The following is a 14018-nucleotide window of genomic DNA, read 5'->3' as shown; positions in this document are numbered from 1 at the left end:
CTGCTTCAGTACGGCAGCCCGACATAGTTTTCGGCGAGCGCGGTCGACGCGGCCTGCGAGTGCACGAGATAGTCGAGTTCGGCTTCCTGGATGCGCTGGCCGAAATCGCCTGTGTCAGGGAAGCGGTGCAGCATGGTCGTCATCCACCAGGAAAAGCGCACCGCCTTCCACACCCGCGCCAGCGCCTTTTGCGAATAGGCCTCAATGCCAGCTTGGGACTTTCCAACGTAGAACTCGCGCAGACCGGCGAAGAGATAGCGTACATCGCTGGCGGCGAGGTTGAGGCCCTTGGCGCCAGTCGGCGGCACGATGTGGGCGGCATCGCCGACCAGGAACAGCCGGCCGAAACGCATCGGCTCGGCAACGAAGGAGCGCAACGGCGCGATCGACTTTTCGAAGGATGGCCCGGTGGTGACGCTTGCCGCCGTCCGTTCCGGCAAGCGGCGGCGCAGCTCGTCCCAGAAGCGGTCGTCGGACCAGGCCTCGACGCGGTCGTCCTGCGGGCACTGCACATAGTAGCGGCTGCGATGCGTCGAACGCATCGAGCACAATGCAAAGCCCCGCTCGTGATTGGCATAGACCAGTTCGTGATCGGCTGGCGGCACTTCGGCCAGCACGCCGAGCCAGCCGAACGGATATTGCCGCTCGAAGGTCTTCAGCGCGCGCTCCGGCACCGATTTGCGGCTGACGCCGTGATAGCCATCGCAGCCGGCGATGAAGTCGCAATCAATCCGGTGAGAGACGCCATCCTTGTCGTCGTAGGTAACGAACGGCGCAGCGCCATCGAAATCATGCAGCGCGACATTAGCGGCCTCATAGACAGTGACGAGGCCAGCCGCCTCGCGCTTGTCCATCAGATCATGCGTCACTTCGGTCTGGCCATAGACGGTGACATGCTTGCCGCCGGTGAGCGCCGCGAGATCAATGCGGTGCAGGCGCCCGTCGAAAGCCAGCGAAATGCCGGAATGCGGCAGGCCTTCGGCATGCAGCCTTGCAGCAACACCGGCCTCTTCCAGCAACTCGACCGTGCCTTGTTCGAGCACCCCTGCCCGCACGCGGCCAACCACATGTTCGCGGCTCGAGCGTTCAAGAATGATGGTCTCGACGCCGATGCCGGCGAGAAGCTGCCCAAGCAGCAGGCCGGAGGGTCCGGAGCCGACAATGGCGACCTGCGTGCGCATCAGTGACCGAGGCTTTCGATCTGTCCGGCCAGTTCGGCGGCAAGGCGCAGCGACGCGGCGGTGGCGACGACCATCTGCGGCAGCAACAGCCATTCCAGCGTCCAGGCCGCACCCGAGCGCTCCTGTTCATGCACCAGTGCCTGATGCATGCCGGAAAGCTGCGTGGCGTTGAAGCGGGCGAGCGCCACCAGCGCCTCGGCCTTCACCGGGTTCTGCTTGTGCGGCATGGCCGACGAGCCGCCGCCGCCGGAAAGCGCGATGTCAGTTCCGCCCTGCGCCATCAGCGCGATGTCCTGGCCGAACTTCCCGAGGCTGCCGGTCAGCAGCGACAGCCAGCCGGCGAAGTCGGCGAGCGTGTCGCGCTGGCTCTGCCATTGGGGCGCATCGGCAAGGCCGAGTTTTGCGGCAAGCGCGGCGCGCACCGGCGGCCCCTTATCGCCGAGCCTTTCCAGCGTGCCGGCAGCGCCGCCGAATTGCACCACCAGCAGGCGCCTCGCCTGGTCCGACAATCTTTCCTGATGCCGCTGCAACGGCCCACGCCACGCCGTGATGCGATCCGTCACTTGGATAGGGATCGCTGGTTGCATGCGGGTCATGCCGGTCAGCGCCCTGCCGCCGAAGCGCTCCTCAAGCGAGGTGAGGCGCAAAACGGTTTCGGTCAGCAGCAGGCCGATATGCTCGACGATCGCTTTCAGCCGAAGCATAAGGCTCGTATCGATGACGTCCTGGCTGGTCGCTCCGAAATGCACCTTGTCACCATGCGGTTCACCGACCGCAGCCCTGATCTGGCGCACCAGTTCCGGCACCATGACGCCGTCCTTGGCGACGCCTGCTCTCAGCAAAGCGGTATCCGGCCGGAATGATGCCAGTGCCGTCACGATCGCTGCCGCGGCATCCCTGGCGATGATCCCGTTTTCAGCCTCCGCTTCGGCCAATGCGCACTCGAACGCTAGCGCCGCCTCGATTTCCGCCTCGACGGAAAAATGCCGCGATGCTTCCTCGTCGCCGAGGAGTGCGGATAGCAACGGATGGTCGAAGGGCGATACGGTCATGAGATCTCCTAGCTGTCGAAGAAGACCGTTTCCTTCTCCCCCTGGAGATGGATGTCGAAGACGTAGGTGCCGCCCTGGCGCTCGGCGATCAAAGTCGGCACGCGGACGCGATGCTCGATGCGCGCCAGGATCGGATCCTCGCCATTGGCCTTTTCCTCGTCGGAAAAATAGAGCCGCGTGTGCAGGCCGAGATTGATGCCGCGCGCGACGATCCATAGCGTGATGTGCGGCGCCATCAGCCTTCCATCCCGGAACGGCACGCGGCCCGGCTTGATCGTCTCGAATGCACAGACGCCTGTGTCCATGTCGGTCGGGCAGCGGCCCCAGCCGAAGAAGTTCGGATCGGCCGCGCCGCGCAATTCGGCCGGCGAATTGTGGAGCCCGTCCGCATCCGCCTGCCAGATCTCGATCAGTGCGTCCTTGAGCGGCGTGCCTGTGCCGTCGAGTACCCTAATTTTGAGACCGATGCGCTCGCCCCTGGTCTTGTCGTTGACCATGGTCGCGCCGAGATCGGTCGCATAGACGCCACCGATGCCGCAGAAGTTCGGCGTCAGCCCGATATGGACGTAGGGTCCCGCGGTCTGCGAGGGGCTTTCCCTGAGGCGGTCGAGCGATTGGCGCATCAATTGCCCTCCAGCCGATTTTCGAACAGCGACGAGCGGCGGCCGCGCAGCACGATGTCGAACTTGTAGGCGAGCGCGTCCATCGGGACCGTCGCCTGCTTGTCGAGGATGGCCGTCAGCGCCTCGATGGCCGCCTTGTCGGCGATGCCGCGCACGATCGGGCATTTCCAGATCAGCGGATCGCCCTCGAAATACATCTGCGTGATCAGCCGCTGCGCGAAGCCGTGGCCGAAAACCGAGAAATGGATGTGCGCCGGGCGCCAGTCATTGGGACCGTTGGGCCACGGGTAAGGCCCGGGCTTGACAGTGCGGAAGGCATAGCCACCATCCTCACCTGTGATGGTGCGGCCGCAGCCACCGAAATTCGGGTCGAGCGGCGCCAGATAGCCGTCCTTCTTGTGGCGGTAGCGGCCGCCGGCATTGGCCTGCCAGAATTCGATGAGCACGCCGGGAACGCCAACACCGCGTTCGTCGAGCACACGCCCATGGACGATGATGCGCTCGCCGATGGCGCTCTCGCCCGGCCTGGCGAAATTATGGATCAGGTCGTTGTCGAGTTCACCGAGCATGGCATGGCCGAAGACTGGTCCGGCTATTTCCGACAGCGTGTTGTCGAAGGACAAAAGCGCCTTTTGCGGCGAGCGCAGCACCGAACTCTTATAGCCCGGCGTCAGCGCCGGCGGATGCCATGTCCGGTCGCGCTGGAAGAAGGCGCCGGACTCAGGTCTCCGGTTCGAGCCGGACTCAGAGGGCATTGTCGGCTCCGTCCATTTCCGAAAACACGTCCTTGGCTATTCTGAAGGCACGGTTGGCGGCCGGCACGCCGGCATAAATGGCGACATGCAGGAACGCCTCGCAGATATCGTCGCGCGTCGCACCGGTGTTGGCGGTGGCGCGCACATGCAGGGCGACCTCCTCATCATGGCCGAGTGCCGCCAGCAGCGCCAGCGTGACGATCGAGCGCTCGCGCTTGCTGAGGCCCGGCCGGGCCCACACAGTCCCCCAGGCTGCCTCGGTGATCAGTTCCTGGAACGGTTGATCGAAATCGGTGGCGGCGACCTCAGCCCGATCGACATGCCGATCGCCGAGCACCGCGCGCCGCACCACGAGGCCAGTGCGATATCGGGCTGCGTTGCCGGGGACTTCATCCATGGTTTTCTGCTCCAGGGGCAAGCGATGCGACAAAATCGCGGATCAGCGCGGTGAGCGCTTCAGGCTGTTCGACGCAGGGAATATGTCCGGCGTCACGGATGATCTCGAAACGCGAACCGGGGATCAGAGCGGCCAGCGAGCGGACGAGAGTGGGAGGCGTCGAGCCGTCCTGGTCACCGACGACACAGAGTGTCGGCACCTCGATGCGGCGTGCCGCGTCAGTAAAATCGGCGTTGCGGATAGCAACGCAGGTTCCCACGTAGCCGGCAAGTGCTTGCCGGGTCATCATGTTCCAATAGCCATCCAGTTCGGCCACCCGTGAGGTGTGGAAGGCGGGAGTGAACCACACTTTGAGCACGCCATCGGCAATGGCCTGGATGCCCTTGCGTTCGACGACCGCGATGCGGGTGTTCCAGCTCTCATTTGTGCCGATCTTGTGGGCCGTGTCGCACAGGATCATGGCCTCGACGATCCCCGGGCGCCTGGCGTAGAGCCCTTGCGCGATCATGCCGCCGACCGAAAGGCCGCACAGCACGACCTTCTTCAAGCCGAAATGATCGACGAGCCCCGAGAGATCGTCGACATGATCGTCGATCGACTTGATCTCGCCTATGTCGGACAGCCCGTGGCCGCGCTTGTCATAGACCAGCAAGGACATTTCCCCATCGAGCGCCGAGACAATGTCGTCCCAGATGCGGAAGTCGGTGCCCAGCGAATTGATGAATATGATCGCGCGCGCATTGCCGGTCGCCTTGAGGTGGCGATGGTGCAGCGTGATGCCGCCGATGGTGACGAATGACACGATTTCGATCCTCCACCTCCCACATTGCACAAGGCATTTGGTTCGGTAAAATGATATTTTGCGCCATTTCATTAACTCAGGGGTTATTAAATCCATGGCCGAGAGCCGCATCCGCTTCCGTCACCTGCAGGCCTTCCTGGAGGTTGCGCGGCAGGGCAGCGTGGCCCGCGCCGCCGATTTCCTGCATGTCAGCGCGCCGGCGGTGACCAAGACGTTGCGTGAACTGGAAGAGGCGCTCGGTGTCGCCGTTGTCGAGCGTGACGGGCGCGGTATCCGGGTCACAAGGCTTGGTGAGATCTTCCTCAGCCATGCCGGTTCTGCGATCACCGCGTTGAAGCGCGGCGTCGATTCCGTTCGCCAGGACGGCGCAATCAACCGCCATCCGATCCGCATCGGCGCTCTGCCGACCGTGTCGGCAAAGGTCATGCCCAAGGCCATGAGCCTGTTCCTCGGAGAAAACACCGGCGCGGCGATCAAGATCGTCACTGGCGAGAACGCGGTGCTGCTCGAGCAATTGCGTACCGGCGCGCTCGATCTTGTCGTCGGACGGCTGGCAGCGCCCGAAAACATGACCGGCTTCTTCTTCGAGCATCTTTATTCCGAACAGGTGCTGTTCGTGGTGCGCGCCGGGCATCCACTGCTGGAACCGGGAGCGGATATCTTCGCCAGGCTCGACGAATTCCCGGTGCTGATGCCGACCCGGGAATCCGTCATCCGCCCCTTCGTCGATCGCCTGTTCATCACCAACGGCATGACCGCGCCGGCGACCGAGATCGAAACCGTCTCGGATTCGTTTGGCCGCTCCTTCATGCGGCAGAGCAATGCGGTGTGGATCATTTCGGCCGGCGTGGTTGCCAACGAGATCGCCAGCGGCGCCTTCGTCGCCCTGCCGGTCGACACCGAGGAAACCAAGGGACCGGTCGGCCTGACGATGCGCACCGATACGGCGCCATCGCCGGCCTTCACCATGCTGCTGCAGACCATTCGCGAGGCGGCAAGGCCGGGCAAGTGAGGCGTCGGACCGTTCGGACCGATCCCCGCGTTCTTCGGAAATCCCCTAACCCCAGGGTTAATGAAACACCGCAAAATATCATTTTACCGAACCAAAACGCTGGTGCACTGTGCCGATGGAGGAGCACAAAGGGAGGAATGCATGACCTACGCTAACGGTAGCAGATCCGGTATTCGTGGCGTGTCGCGGCGCCAGTTCATTGCCACCTCGATCGCCGGCGGCGCGGCGCTCGCGCTCGGTGGCGGCAAGGCCTTCGCCCAGGCGGCCGGCACGCTCAAGGTCGGCTTCGTCAGCCCGCGCACAGGGCCGCTGGCCGGCTTCGGCCAGACCGACGGTTATGTGCTCGACCTCGCCCGCAAGGCGCTGGCCGGCGGCCTCGATATCGGCGGCAAGAAATACAGCGTCGAAATCCTGGACCAGGACACGCAGTCGGACCCGTCACGTGCGGGCCAGCTCGCCAAGGACCTGATCAACAACCAGGCCATCGACCTGATGCTGGCGGTGTCGACGCCCGAGGTGATCAACCCGGTCGCCGACGCCTGCGAGGCCGCGGGGGTGCCCTGCCTGTCGACCGTCATGCCGTGGGAGGCCTGGTATTTCGGCCGCGGCGCCAAGCCCGGCGCGCCCTCGCCGTTCAAATGGACCTATCATTTCGGCTTCGGCGTCGGCGAGTTCTTCAAGACCTACATCTCGCAATGGAACCTGATCGAGACCAACAAGAAGGTCGGCGTCATGTATCCCAACGACGCCGACGGCAACGCCATCCGCGCCAATCTGGCGCCGCTGCTGGCCAAGCAAGGCTTCACCATCGTCGATCCCGGCGCCTACGAGACCGGCACCACCGACTATTCCTCGCAGATCGCGCTGTTCAAGCAGGAAGGCGTCGAGATCTTCAATTCCTTCCCGATCCCGCCGGACTTTGCCGCCTTCTGGCGCCAGGCGGCACAGCAGGGGCTGATCAAGCAGATCAAGATCGCCCAGGTCGCCAAGACCGGCCTGTTCCCGTCTGACATCGAGGCGCTCGGCGACCTCGGCATGAAGATTTCGAGCGCCGCCTACTGGCACAAGGCTTTCCCCTACAAGTCGCCGCTTACCGGCGTTTCGGGCACCGAGCTCGCCGACGGCTATGAGGCGGCGAGCGGCAAGCAGTGGACGCAGCAGCTCGGCGCCTCGATGTCGCTGCTCGACGCCGGCTTCGAAGCGCTGAAGGCCAGCTCCGACGCCAAGGACAAGGCGGCGGTGGCCAAGGCGCTGAGCACGCTGAAGACCGAGACCATGATCGGCAAGGTCGATTTCACCAGCGGCCCTGTCGCCAATGTCTCGCCCGGTCCGATCATCGGCACGCAGTGGGTGGCTGCCAAGGAAGGCAGCAAATTCCCGCTCGACTATGTCGTGACCGAGAACGCCACCGATCCGAAGGTGCCCGTCGAAGCCAAGCTTCAGCCTTACAACGGCTGATGGACCGCTGACGAGGATCGCCTGGTGACCCATCCGCAACAACAGGCTGTTCTGACCGCTGCCGGCATCCATAAGCGCTTCGGCGCGCTTGTGGTGCTGGATGCGGTCGACTTCGCCATGGCGGCCGACGAGGCGGTGGGTATTGTCGGCCCGAACGGCGCCGGCAAAACGACACTGCTCAGCGTGCTTTCCGGCGCCTTTCCACCGAGTGCGGGCACGGTCAGCTTCAAGGGCGGCGACGTGACGCCGCTGTCGGCGACGCAGCGTTGCCGGCTCGGCCTGGTGCGCACGCACCAGGTGCCCAAACCATTCAGCGGCATGACCACCTTCGAGAATGTCTTCGTCGCGGCCTCGCACGGCGCCGGCCTCGGCCGCGACGAGGCCTATGAGGAAGCCCTCGGTTCGCTGAAACTGTGCGGCATGCTGGGTGTTGCCAACCGTCGCGCCGAGACGCTCGGACTGCTCGACCGCAAGCGGCTGGAACTGGCGCGCGCGCTGGCGGCAAGGCCGACGTTGCTGCTGCTCGACGAGATCGGCGGCGGCCTGACCGACGGCGAAGCCGGCGAGCTTGTCGCCACGATCAAGGAATTGCGCCGCCGCAAGATCGGCATCGTCTGGATCGAGCACATCGTCCACATCCTGCTGCAAGTGGCCGAACGGCTGATCTGCATGGATGCGGGAAAAATCATCGCCGACGGTGAGCCGCAAGCCGTTATGGCCGATCCGGAGGTCGTGCGCGCCTATCTCGGCGGAGGCCCGAAATGAGCCTGCTGTCGGTTGAGGATCTCGTTGTCCGCCACGGCCTGCTGCAGGCGGTGCGCGGCGTCAGCTTCAGCATCGAACGCGGCGAGACGCTGGCGCTGGTCGGCGCCAACGGCGCCGGCAAGACAACGCTGCTCAGGGCAATTGCCGGCGCGCACCAGCCGGCGGCCGGCCGCGTGCTGCTGGACGGCGCCGATCTTACCAACGTGCCGTCGCACCGGCGCGTCGGCATGGGCATCGCGCTGGTGCCGGAAGGGCGAAAGCTCTTCGTGCAGATGACGGTCGAGGAGAACCTTCTGCTCGGCAGAACCGCCGGCCGGCCGGGCGAGTGGAGCGTCGACAGAGTGCTCGACATGTTCCCCAATCTGAAGCCCCGCCGCCATGCCAAGACGGGCCATCTCTCAGGCGGCGAGCAGCAGGCGACGGCGATCGGCCGGGCGCTGATGAGCAATCCGGAAGTGCTTTTGCTCGACGAGGTTTCGCTTGGCCTGTCGCCGCTGATCGTCGGCCGTGTCTACGCGGCCCTCCAGGGGCTGATCGCTTCCGGCACGACCATCATCCTGGTCGAGCAGGACCTCAACCGCGCGCTCGCTGTCTCCGACAGGGTGATCTGCATGCTCGAAGGGCGTGTGGCGCTGGAAGGGCCGAGCAAGGCGGTTTCGCGCGACCAGGTGACGAAAGCCTATTTCGGCCTGCACCGGATAAGTCCCGGGAGCGTTCCGGCATGAGCAACCAGATCATTCAGGGCATCCTGCTCGGCGGCTACTACGCGCTGATCGCCTGCGGCCTGTCCTTCATGTTCTCGGTGATGCGCATCATCAACCTCGCCCATGGCAGCCTTGCCGTGTTCGCGGCCTTTGCGCTGTGGTGGCTGGCCTCGCGGTTCCATATCCCGCCGTTTGTCGGCCTGCTGATCGTGCTGCCGCTGATGGCGGCGATCGGCTGGACGCTGCAGCGTTTCCTGCTCGAACGCAGCGCGCGTGGCGGTGCGCTTCTGCCGATCCTGACCACGTTTGGGCTCGCCATCGTCATCGACAACATGCTGTTCGAGCAGTTCGGCGCCGACACGCGTTCGCTGGCACCCTATATCGGCAGCCTGTCCTATGATTCCTGGGAGTGGCCGGGCAGCATCTATGTCGGCAAGCTGGCCGTGATCATGTTCGCCACCGCCGTGATCCTGCTGGGAGGGCTGCAGCTGTTCCTCACCCGCACAAGGCTTGGCCGCTCGATCCGCGCCACTTCGGAAGACCCTGATACGGCCGGCCTGGTCGGCGTCGATGCGCGTCGCGCCAATGCCATCGCCGCTTCCATCGCCATGGTCACGGTTGGTCTTGCCGGCGCCTTTCTCGGCATGCGCGCCACCTTCGATCCCTATGCCGGCGCGCCGCAACTGCTGTTCGCTTTCGAAGCCGCTGTGATCGGCGGTGCCGGTTCGCTGTGGGGAACGCTGGTCGGCGGCATCGTGCTGGCGCTTGCGCAGACACTCGGCGCGCAAGTGCACCCGCAAGGCTTTCTGATCGGCGGCCATGCCGTGTTCCTCGTCGTGCTGTTCGTGCGGCTGTCTACATCCGGCCTCGGCCTGCGCGGCCTGCTGCGCCTGCCTTCCCGGAGCGCATCATGAGTGCGGTTTCGTCCTCGCCGGTCATCGAGCGCGGCACGGCGACGTCGCGGATCGCGGCGATTGCGGTCGCCGTCATCATCGCGCTGCTCGCTATTGCGCCGCAGTTCCTCTCGGCGGGCGCGGTCGACCGCATGACGGCATTGTTCATCTATGTGATCCTAGCGGCGATGTGGAACGCTCTGGCCGGCTTCGGCGGCCTGGTTTCGGTCGGCCAGCAGGTGTTCTTCGGGCTCGGCGCCTATTTCGCCATCCGGCTGGCCGATGCCGGCCTCAACCCTTTCGCCTCGCTTTTCGTTTCAGCGATCGTTGTCGGCGTTGTCTCCTGGCCGCTCTCGTTGTTCATGCTGCGGCTGAGGAACGGCGAGTTCGCCATCGGCATGTGGGTGATCGCGGCGCTGACGCATCTCCTGGTCAATCTCGACCGGCTGGTGCAAGGCGAAACCGGCACGTCGCTGATCTCGCTCAACGTCTACGATGCCGGTACAAGGCGGGTGGCGATCTACTGGCTGGCGCTGGCCTCGATGACCGCGCTGCTCGCCATCCTGTTCGGCCTGCTGCGCGGCAGCACGGGTGCGGCAATCCGCGCCATCCGCGACAATGAGGATGCCGCAGCCTCGGTCGGTGTGCGCGTCACCGGCACCAAGCGGCTTTTGTTTGTGCTTGCCGCCTTCGGCATCGGCGTTGCCGGGGCGCTGTGGCTGGCGACCTCCATCACCTTCCAGCCGAAAACCTACTTCAACGTCCAGTGGACCGCCTACATGATCTTCATGGTGCTGGTCGGCGGCATCGGCACGTTCGAGGGCGCCATCCTCGGCGCGCTGGTGTTCTTCCTCATCGAGACCTGGTTCGGCGGCACCGGCGTCTGGTACCTCGTCGGGCTCGGCGCCACGGCCGTGCTGTTCTCGCTGTTCCTGCCGCGCGGCCTTTGGGGAACGATCGAGGAGCGTTTTGGGCTGCGCCTGCTGCCGGTTGGCTACCGCGTCAGGCTTCCGGCAACCGCTGTCGACGGCGACGCGACGCCACAACAATCCACGATATCTCGGGAGAAGGCATGACCATGCTTTTCGGCAAGACGATCCTCATCACCGGCGTCGCCTCCGGCATCGGCGCGCGCACAGCCGAACTTGCCGGCCAGCTTGGCGCCGATGTCATCGGCGTCGATGTGCGCGAGCCGGCGGCAGCGGTGGGCAGTTTCGTCAAGGCCGACATATCATCGAAGACAGGCGTCGACGAACTGGTCGCGCGACTGCCGCAGCGCATCGACGCGCTCTGCAATGTCGCCGGCCTCTCCGGCAACACCGGCGCGGCGTCGACGCTGGCCGTCAACTTCTTTGGCCTGCGCGCACTGTCCGAAGCCGTCGCGCCAAAAATTCGCGAAGGCGGCGCCATCGTCAACGTCGCCTCGATCGCCGGCTATGGCTGGCGCGCCAATCTCAACCGTGCGGCCTCGATGGTCGGCATCGAGGGTTTCCCGGATGTCGCCAAGATCGTCGCCGACCATGCGGTCAAGAACGAGGAAGGTTATCCCGTCTCGAAGGAACTGCTCCTGCTGTGGACCTTCCGCGCGGCGCATCAGGATCTGTTCAAGAACCGTGGCATCCGCGTCAATGCGGTGAGCCCGGGACCGGTCGAGACGCCGATCCTGAAACAATTCCGCACCGTGCTTGGCGATGCCCGGGTCGACAGCGACATAGCCAGGGTCGGACGAGCGGGCGCATCGGGCGATATAGCGCCTGTCGTGCTGTTCCTGTGTTCGGACGGCGCGCGGTGGGTCAATGGCGCCAATGTACCGGTCGACGGCGGCCTCGAAGCATCGATCAACGCCGAAGTGCTCGGCTTTTAATCGCGAAGCTCCACCGGAGCGAGGGAGACAATCATGGATATCGGACTTCTGATCGACGGCGACAAAAGGGATGCGTCCGGCGCGGCCGCCTACGAGCGCATGGACCCGTTCACCGGCAAGCTGGCGACGCGCGCCGCAGCAGCCAGCGTTGCCGACGCCAACGCGGCTGTGGAAGCCGCGGCCGCCGCCTTTGCGACCTGGTCGAAGACCGGGCCTGGTGAGCGCCGCGCCTTGCTGTCCAGGGCGGCCGACGTGATGGCCTCCAAGGTCGGCGAATTCACCCGGCTGATGATGGAAGAGACCGGCGCCACCGGTCCCTGGGCCGGCTTCAATGTCATGCTGGCGGCCAACATGCTTCGCGAGGCGGCGGCGATGACGACGCAGATTTCGGGCGAGATCATTCCTTCCGACAAGCCGGGGACGCTCGCCATGGCGATCCGCCAACCGGCCGGTGTGTGCCTCGGCATCGCGCCATGGAACGCGCCGGTCATTCTCGGCACCCGCGCCATCGCCATGCCGCTCGCATGCGGCAACACGGTGGTGCTGAAGGCCTCGGAAATGTGCCCCGGCACACACCGGTTGATCGGTCAGGTTCTGGTCGAGGCCGGCCTGCCCAAGGGCGTCATCAATGTCGTCACCAACGACCCCAGGGATGCCGCTGCAATCGTCGAGGGGCTGGTCGGGCATCCCTCGGTCAAGCGCGTCAACTTCACCGGCTCGACCAAGGTCGGGCGCATCATCGCCGAGCTTGCCGGGCGGCATCTGAAGCCGGCGCTGCTCGAACTCGGCGGCAAGGCACCGCTGCTGGTTCTGGACGACGCCGACATCGATGCAGCGGTCAATGCGGCGACCTTCGGCGCCTTCATGCATCAGGGCCAGATCTGCATGTCGACCGAGCGGCTGATCGTCGACGAGAGGATCGCCGACGAATTCGTTTCCAAGCTCGCCGTCCGCGCGTCGGGCCTGCCGGCCGGCGATCCGCGCGGCCATGTCGTGCTGGGCTCGCTGATCAGCAGCCAGGCGGCCGACAAGATGGAGGAGCTTGTCGCTGACGCCGTCGCCAAGGGCGCCAAGCTTGTCGCCGGTGGCAAGCGCACCGGCACGGTTGTCGAGGCAACGCTGCTCGACCATGTCACCCCGGCGATGCGCGTCTATGCCGAAGAATCCTTCGGGCCGGTCAAGCCGGTCATCCGGGTGAAGGGCGAGGACGAGGCGGTGCGTGTCGCCAACGACACCGAGTATGGCCTGTCGTCAGCCGTGTTCAGCCGCGACATCAAGCGCGCCATGGCGGTCGCCGCGCGCATCGAAGCCGGCATCTGCCACATCAACGGCCCGACCGTCGGTGACGAGGCGCAGATGCCGTTCGGCGGCGTCAAGGGCTCGGGCTATGGCCGCTTCGGCGGCAAGGCCTCGATCGCCGAGTTCACCGATCTGCGCTGGGTGACGATCGAGGATCCCGGCCAGCACTATCCGTTCTAGCCGGCCTTGTCTCGCGGTCGGCAATGAAGATCAACCGGCCAGGGACGGCGTGAAGCGAACGCTGGCGGATCGCATCAGACCGGGCGCTAGTACGATGCAGCCAGTGTCGATGCGGCCGCCCGTGCGGTTGAAGGCATCGGTAATATTGCTGACCGGCTCGGCGCAAAAGAACGGCTCGCCGGGCGGCGTGTAGAGGACAAGGAAATCGAGCGGCGCCTCGGCCTCGATGTCCAGTCGCCGTCCGTGTTCGGGCCAGGAGATCCGGGCGCGGCGCGCCCATCCGCTGAAAACCGTGTCGAAGTCCACTTCCGATACGTCAAAACCGATGGACGGGTCGGCTCCTACCGGCGGCAGGACATGCCGGACGGGCAGGACCTCCGTGTCCGTCTCCCACATGCCGGACACCGGCGCCTGGACATGCGCCCACGGCGTCGACGGGAAATAGGGATGGAGGCCGAAGCCAGCCGGCATCGGTGCGTCCGACAGGTTGCGTACCTTGATGGTCACGCAAAGCCTGCCGTCAGCCAGCGTTATCTCTTGCTCGGCTTCATAGCTCCATGGCCAGGAATCGGCGGCGTGGCGATAGCGCAGGACGATCGTGCCGGCTTCATGCCTGACGACCACCCAAGGCCGGCGCCAGCCATGGCCATGTTCATGATGAGGATCGTCGGCAGTCGTCGGAAGCCGGATGGTGCGTCCCGCGAACTCGAACCGGCCGCCCCTTATGCGATTGGAATAGGGAACGAGCGGGAAGCAGGCCATGGCGCCAGCATCGCGGCTACTGATCGCCGCTGGATCTGCCGGGCGCAGCCAATCCACCACGGCGCCATCTTGCCACCATCGATACGACGCCAGCGCACCGCCGGCGGCCGGAGCAATGTCGACCGTCGCGATGCCATCGCTGATCGAGACCAGTTCCGTGTGCTGCGCAGCAACCGCAGCGAAATTCTTTGTCATCGGCGCTCCCCCGTCCCTTGACTCCGATCGCCATGGCGATAAGACATATCATATGAATAGTATGAAGAATAAGAAA

At 65.0% G+C, this 14018-nt stretch carries 15 protein-coding genes; 8 read left to right on the top strand and 7 right to left on the bottom strand.

The annotated features are described in order from the left end of the window. Positions 1-5: 5 nt before the first annotated feature. The 6 genes from pobA to pcaD are packed head-to-tail and all read right to left on the bottom strand — an operon-like array spanning position 6 to position 4810. Complete coding sequence (pobA, locus tag AB4Z43_RS23480) at positions 6-1181, bottom strand: 4-hydroxybenzoate 3-monooxygenase (RefSeq protein ID WP_064983301.1); 1176 nt, start codon at positions 1179-1181, stop codon at positions 6-8. Further along, positions 1181-2233, bottom strand: coding sequence for a 3-carboxy-cis,cis-muconate cycloisomerase (locus AB4Z43_RS23475; protein WP_441939057.1), 1053 nt, complete (start codon positions 2231-2233; stop codon positions 1181-1183). The genes pobA and AB4Z43_RS23475 overlap by 1 nt, the downstream gene beginning before the upstream one ends. Positions 2234-2241: 8 nt before the next feature. After that, the gene (gene pcaG / locus AB4Z43_RS23470) at positions 2242-2856 is read right to left on the bottom strand and encodes a protocatechuate 3,4-dioxygenase subunit alpha (RefSeq protein ID WP_019856762.1); all 615 of its coding nucleotides are present in this window, start codon (positions 2854-2856) and stop codon (positions 2242-2244) included. Continuing rightward, positions 2856-3611: a protocatechuate 3,4-dioxygenase subunit beta gene (pcaH, locus tag AB4Z43_RS23465; protein ID WP_019856761.1), complete on the bottom strand. Its 756-nt coding sequence runs from the start codon at positions 3609-3611 to the stop codon at positions 2856-2858. The genes pcaG and pcaH overlap by 1 nt, the downstream gene beginning before the upstream one ends. Continuing rightward, positions 3601-4008, bottom strand: coding sequence for a 4-carboxymuconolactone decarboxylase (gene pcaC / locus AB4Z43_RS23460; protein ID WP_019856760.1), 408 nt, complete (start codon positions 4006-4008; stop codon positions 3601-3603). Before pcaC ends, pcaH begins: the two co-directional genes overlap by 11 nt. Continuing rightward, complete coding sequence (pcaD, locus tag AB4Z43_RS23455; protein WP_441939056.1) at positions 4001-4810, bottom strand: 3-oxoadipate enol-lactonase; 810 nt, start codon at positions 4808-4810, stop codon at positions 4001-4003. Before pcaD ends, pcaC begins: the two co-directional genes overlap by 8 nt. A gap of 94 nt (positions 4811-4904) precedes the next feature. Here pcaD and pcaQ point away from each other — a divergent pair, with 94 nt between their 5' ends. The 8 genes from pcaQ to AB4Z43_RS23415 all read left to right on the top strand — a co-directional run bounded on the left by pcaQ (position 4905) and on the right by AB4Z43_RS23415 (position 12985). Beyond that, entirely contained in the window at positions 4905-5822 is a 918-nt protein-coding gene (gene pcaQ / locus AB4Z43_RS23450; protein ID WP_441939055.1) for a pca operon transcription factor PcaQ, read from the top strand. Between the two features lie 141 nt (positions 5823-5963). After that, the gene (locus tag AB4Z43_RS23445) at positions 5964-7280 is read left to right on the top strand and encodes an ABC transporter substrate-binding protein (protein WP_441939054.1); all 1317 of its coding nucleotides are present in this window, start codon (positions 5964-5966) and stop codon (positions 7278-7280) included. Between the two features lie 21 nt (positions 7281-7301). Beyond that, the gene (locus AB4Z43_RS23440; protein ID WP_027046577.1) at positions 7302-8045 is read left to right on the top strand and encodes an ABC transporter ATP-binding protein; all 744 of its coding nucleotides are present in this window, start codon (positions 7302-7304) and stop codon (positions 8043-8045) included. Beyond that, positions 8042-8770 (top strand): ABC transporter ATP-binding protein, encoded by a 729-nt coding sequence (locus AB4Z43_RS23435; protein WP_441939053.1) that lies wholly within the window; start codon positions 8042-8044, stop codon positions 8768-8770. Before AB4Z43_RS23440 ends, AB4Z43_RS23435 begins: the two co-directional genes overlap by 4 nt. Next, positions 8767-9663 carry a branched-chain amino acid ABC transporter permease gene (locus tag AB4Z43_RS23430; protein ID WP_441939052.1) on the top strand — a complete coding sequence of 299 codons (897 nt, stop codon included), beginning with the start codon at positions 8767-8769 and terminating at the stop codon, positions 9661-9663. The genes AB4Z43_RS23435 and AB4Z43_RS23430 overlap by 4 nt, the downstream gene beginning before the upstream one ends. Further along, the gene (locus tag AB4Z43_RS23425) at positions 9660-10718 is read left to right on the top strand and encodes a branched-chain amino acid ABC transporter permease (protein WP_019856754.1); all 1059 of its coding nucleotides are present in this window, start codon (positions 9660-9662) and stop codon (positions 10716-10718) included. Before AB4Z43_RS23430 ends, AB4Z43_RS23425 begins: the two co-directional genes overlap by 4 nt. Before the next feature lie 2 nt (positions 10719-10720). Further along, positions 10721-11506 carry a coniferyl-alcohol dehydrogenase gene (locus tag AB4Z43_RS23420; RefSeq protein WP_441939091.1) on the top strand — a complete coding sequence of 262 codons (786 nt, stop codon included), beginning with the start codon at positions 10721-10723 and terminating at the stop codon, positions 11504-11506. A gap of 33 nt (positions 11507-11539) precedes the next feature. Next, positions 11540-12985: an aldehyde dehydrogenase gene (locus AB4Z43_RS23415; protein WP_069091588.1), complete on the top strand. Its 1446-nt coding sequence runs from the start codon at positions 11540-11542 to the stop codon at positions 12983-12985. Between the two features lie 30 nt (positions 12986-13015). On the opposite strand, the gene AB4Z43_RS23410 is transcribed toward AB4Z43_RS23415, so the two are convergent. Beyond that, positions 13016-13942 (bottom strand): aldose 1-epimerase, encoded by a 927-nt coding sequence (locus tag AB4Z43_RS23410; protein ID WP_441939051.1) that lies wholly within the window; start codon positions 13940-13942, stop codon positions 13016-13018. Between the last annotated feature and the right edge of the window lie 76 nt (positions 13943-14018).

This window comes from Mesorhizobium sp. 2RAF45, assembly GCF_052115225.1.
In the GTDB taxonomy this organism is placed as follows: Bacteria; Pseudomonadota; Alphaproteobacteria; order Rhizobiales; family Rhizobiaceae; genus Mesorhizobium; species Mesorhizobium jarvisii.
Note: the sequence above shows the minus strand (reverse complement) of the source record. Positions and strands in the feature narration are given on the sequence as shown.

Excerpts from the sequence above, each read along its gene's own strand:
- pobA (WP_064983301.1), bottom strand. The coding sequence starts at position 1,181 with ATGCGCACGCAGGTCGCCATTGTCGGCTCCGGACCCTCCGGCCTGCTG.
- AB4Z43_RS23475 (WP_441939057.1), bottom strand. The coding sequence starts at position 2,233 with ATGACCGTATCGCCCTTCGACCATCCGTTGCTATCCGCACTCCTCGGC.
- pcaG (WP_019856762.1), bottom strand. The coding sequence starts at position 2,856 with ATGCGCCAATCGCTCGACCGCCTCAGGGAAAGCCCCTCGCAGACCGCG.
- pcaH (WP_019856761.1), bottom strand. The coding sequence starts at position 3,611 with ATGCCCTCTGAGTCCGGCTCGAACCGGAGACCTGAGTCCGGCGCCTTC.
- pcaC (WP_019856760.1), bottom strand. The coding sequence starts at position 4,008 with ATGGATGAAGTCCCCGGCAACGCAGCCCGATATCGCACTGGCCTCGTG.
- pcaQ (WP_441939055.1), top strand. The coding sequence starts at position 4,905 with ATGGCCGAGAGCCGCATCCGCTTCCGTCACCTGCAGGCCTTCCTGGAG.
- AB4Z43_RS23445 (WP_441939054.1), top strand. The coding sequence starts at position 5,964 with ATGACCTACGCTAACGGTAGCAGATCCGGTATTCGTGGCGTGTCGCGG.
- AB4Z43_RS23435 (WP_441939053.1), top strand. The coding sequence starts at position 8,042 with ATGAGCCTGCTGTCGGTTGAGGATCTCGTTGTCCGCCACGGCCTGCTG.
- AB4Z43_RS23430 (WP_441939052.1), top strand. The coding sequence starts at position 8,767 with ATGAGCAACCAGATCATTCAGGGCATCCTGCTCGGCGGCTACTACGCG.
- AB4Z43_RS23425 (WP_019856754.1), top strand. The coding sequence starts at position 9,660 with ATGAGTGCGGTTTCGTCCTCGCCGGTCATCGAGCGCGGCACGGCGACG.
- AB4Z43_RS23420 (WP_441939091.1), top strand. The coding sequence starts at position 10,721 with ATGCTTTTCGGCAAGACGATCCTCATCACCGGCGTCGCCTCCGGCATC.
- AB4Z43_RS23415 (WP_069091588.1), top strand. The coding sequence starts at position 11,540 with ATGGATATCGGACTTCTGATCGACGGCGACAAAAGGGATGCGTCCGGC.
- AB4Z43_RS23410 (WP_441939051.1), bottom strand. The coding sequence starts at position 13,942 with ATGACAAAGAATTTCGCTGCGGTTGCTGCGCAGCACACGGAACTGGTC.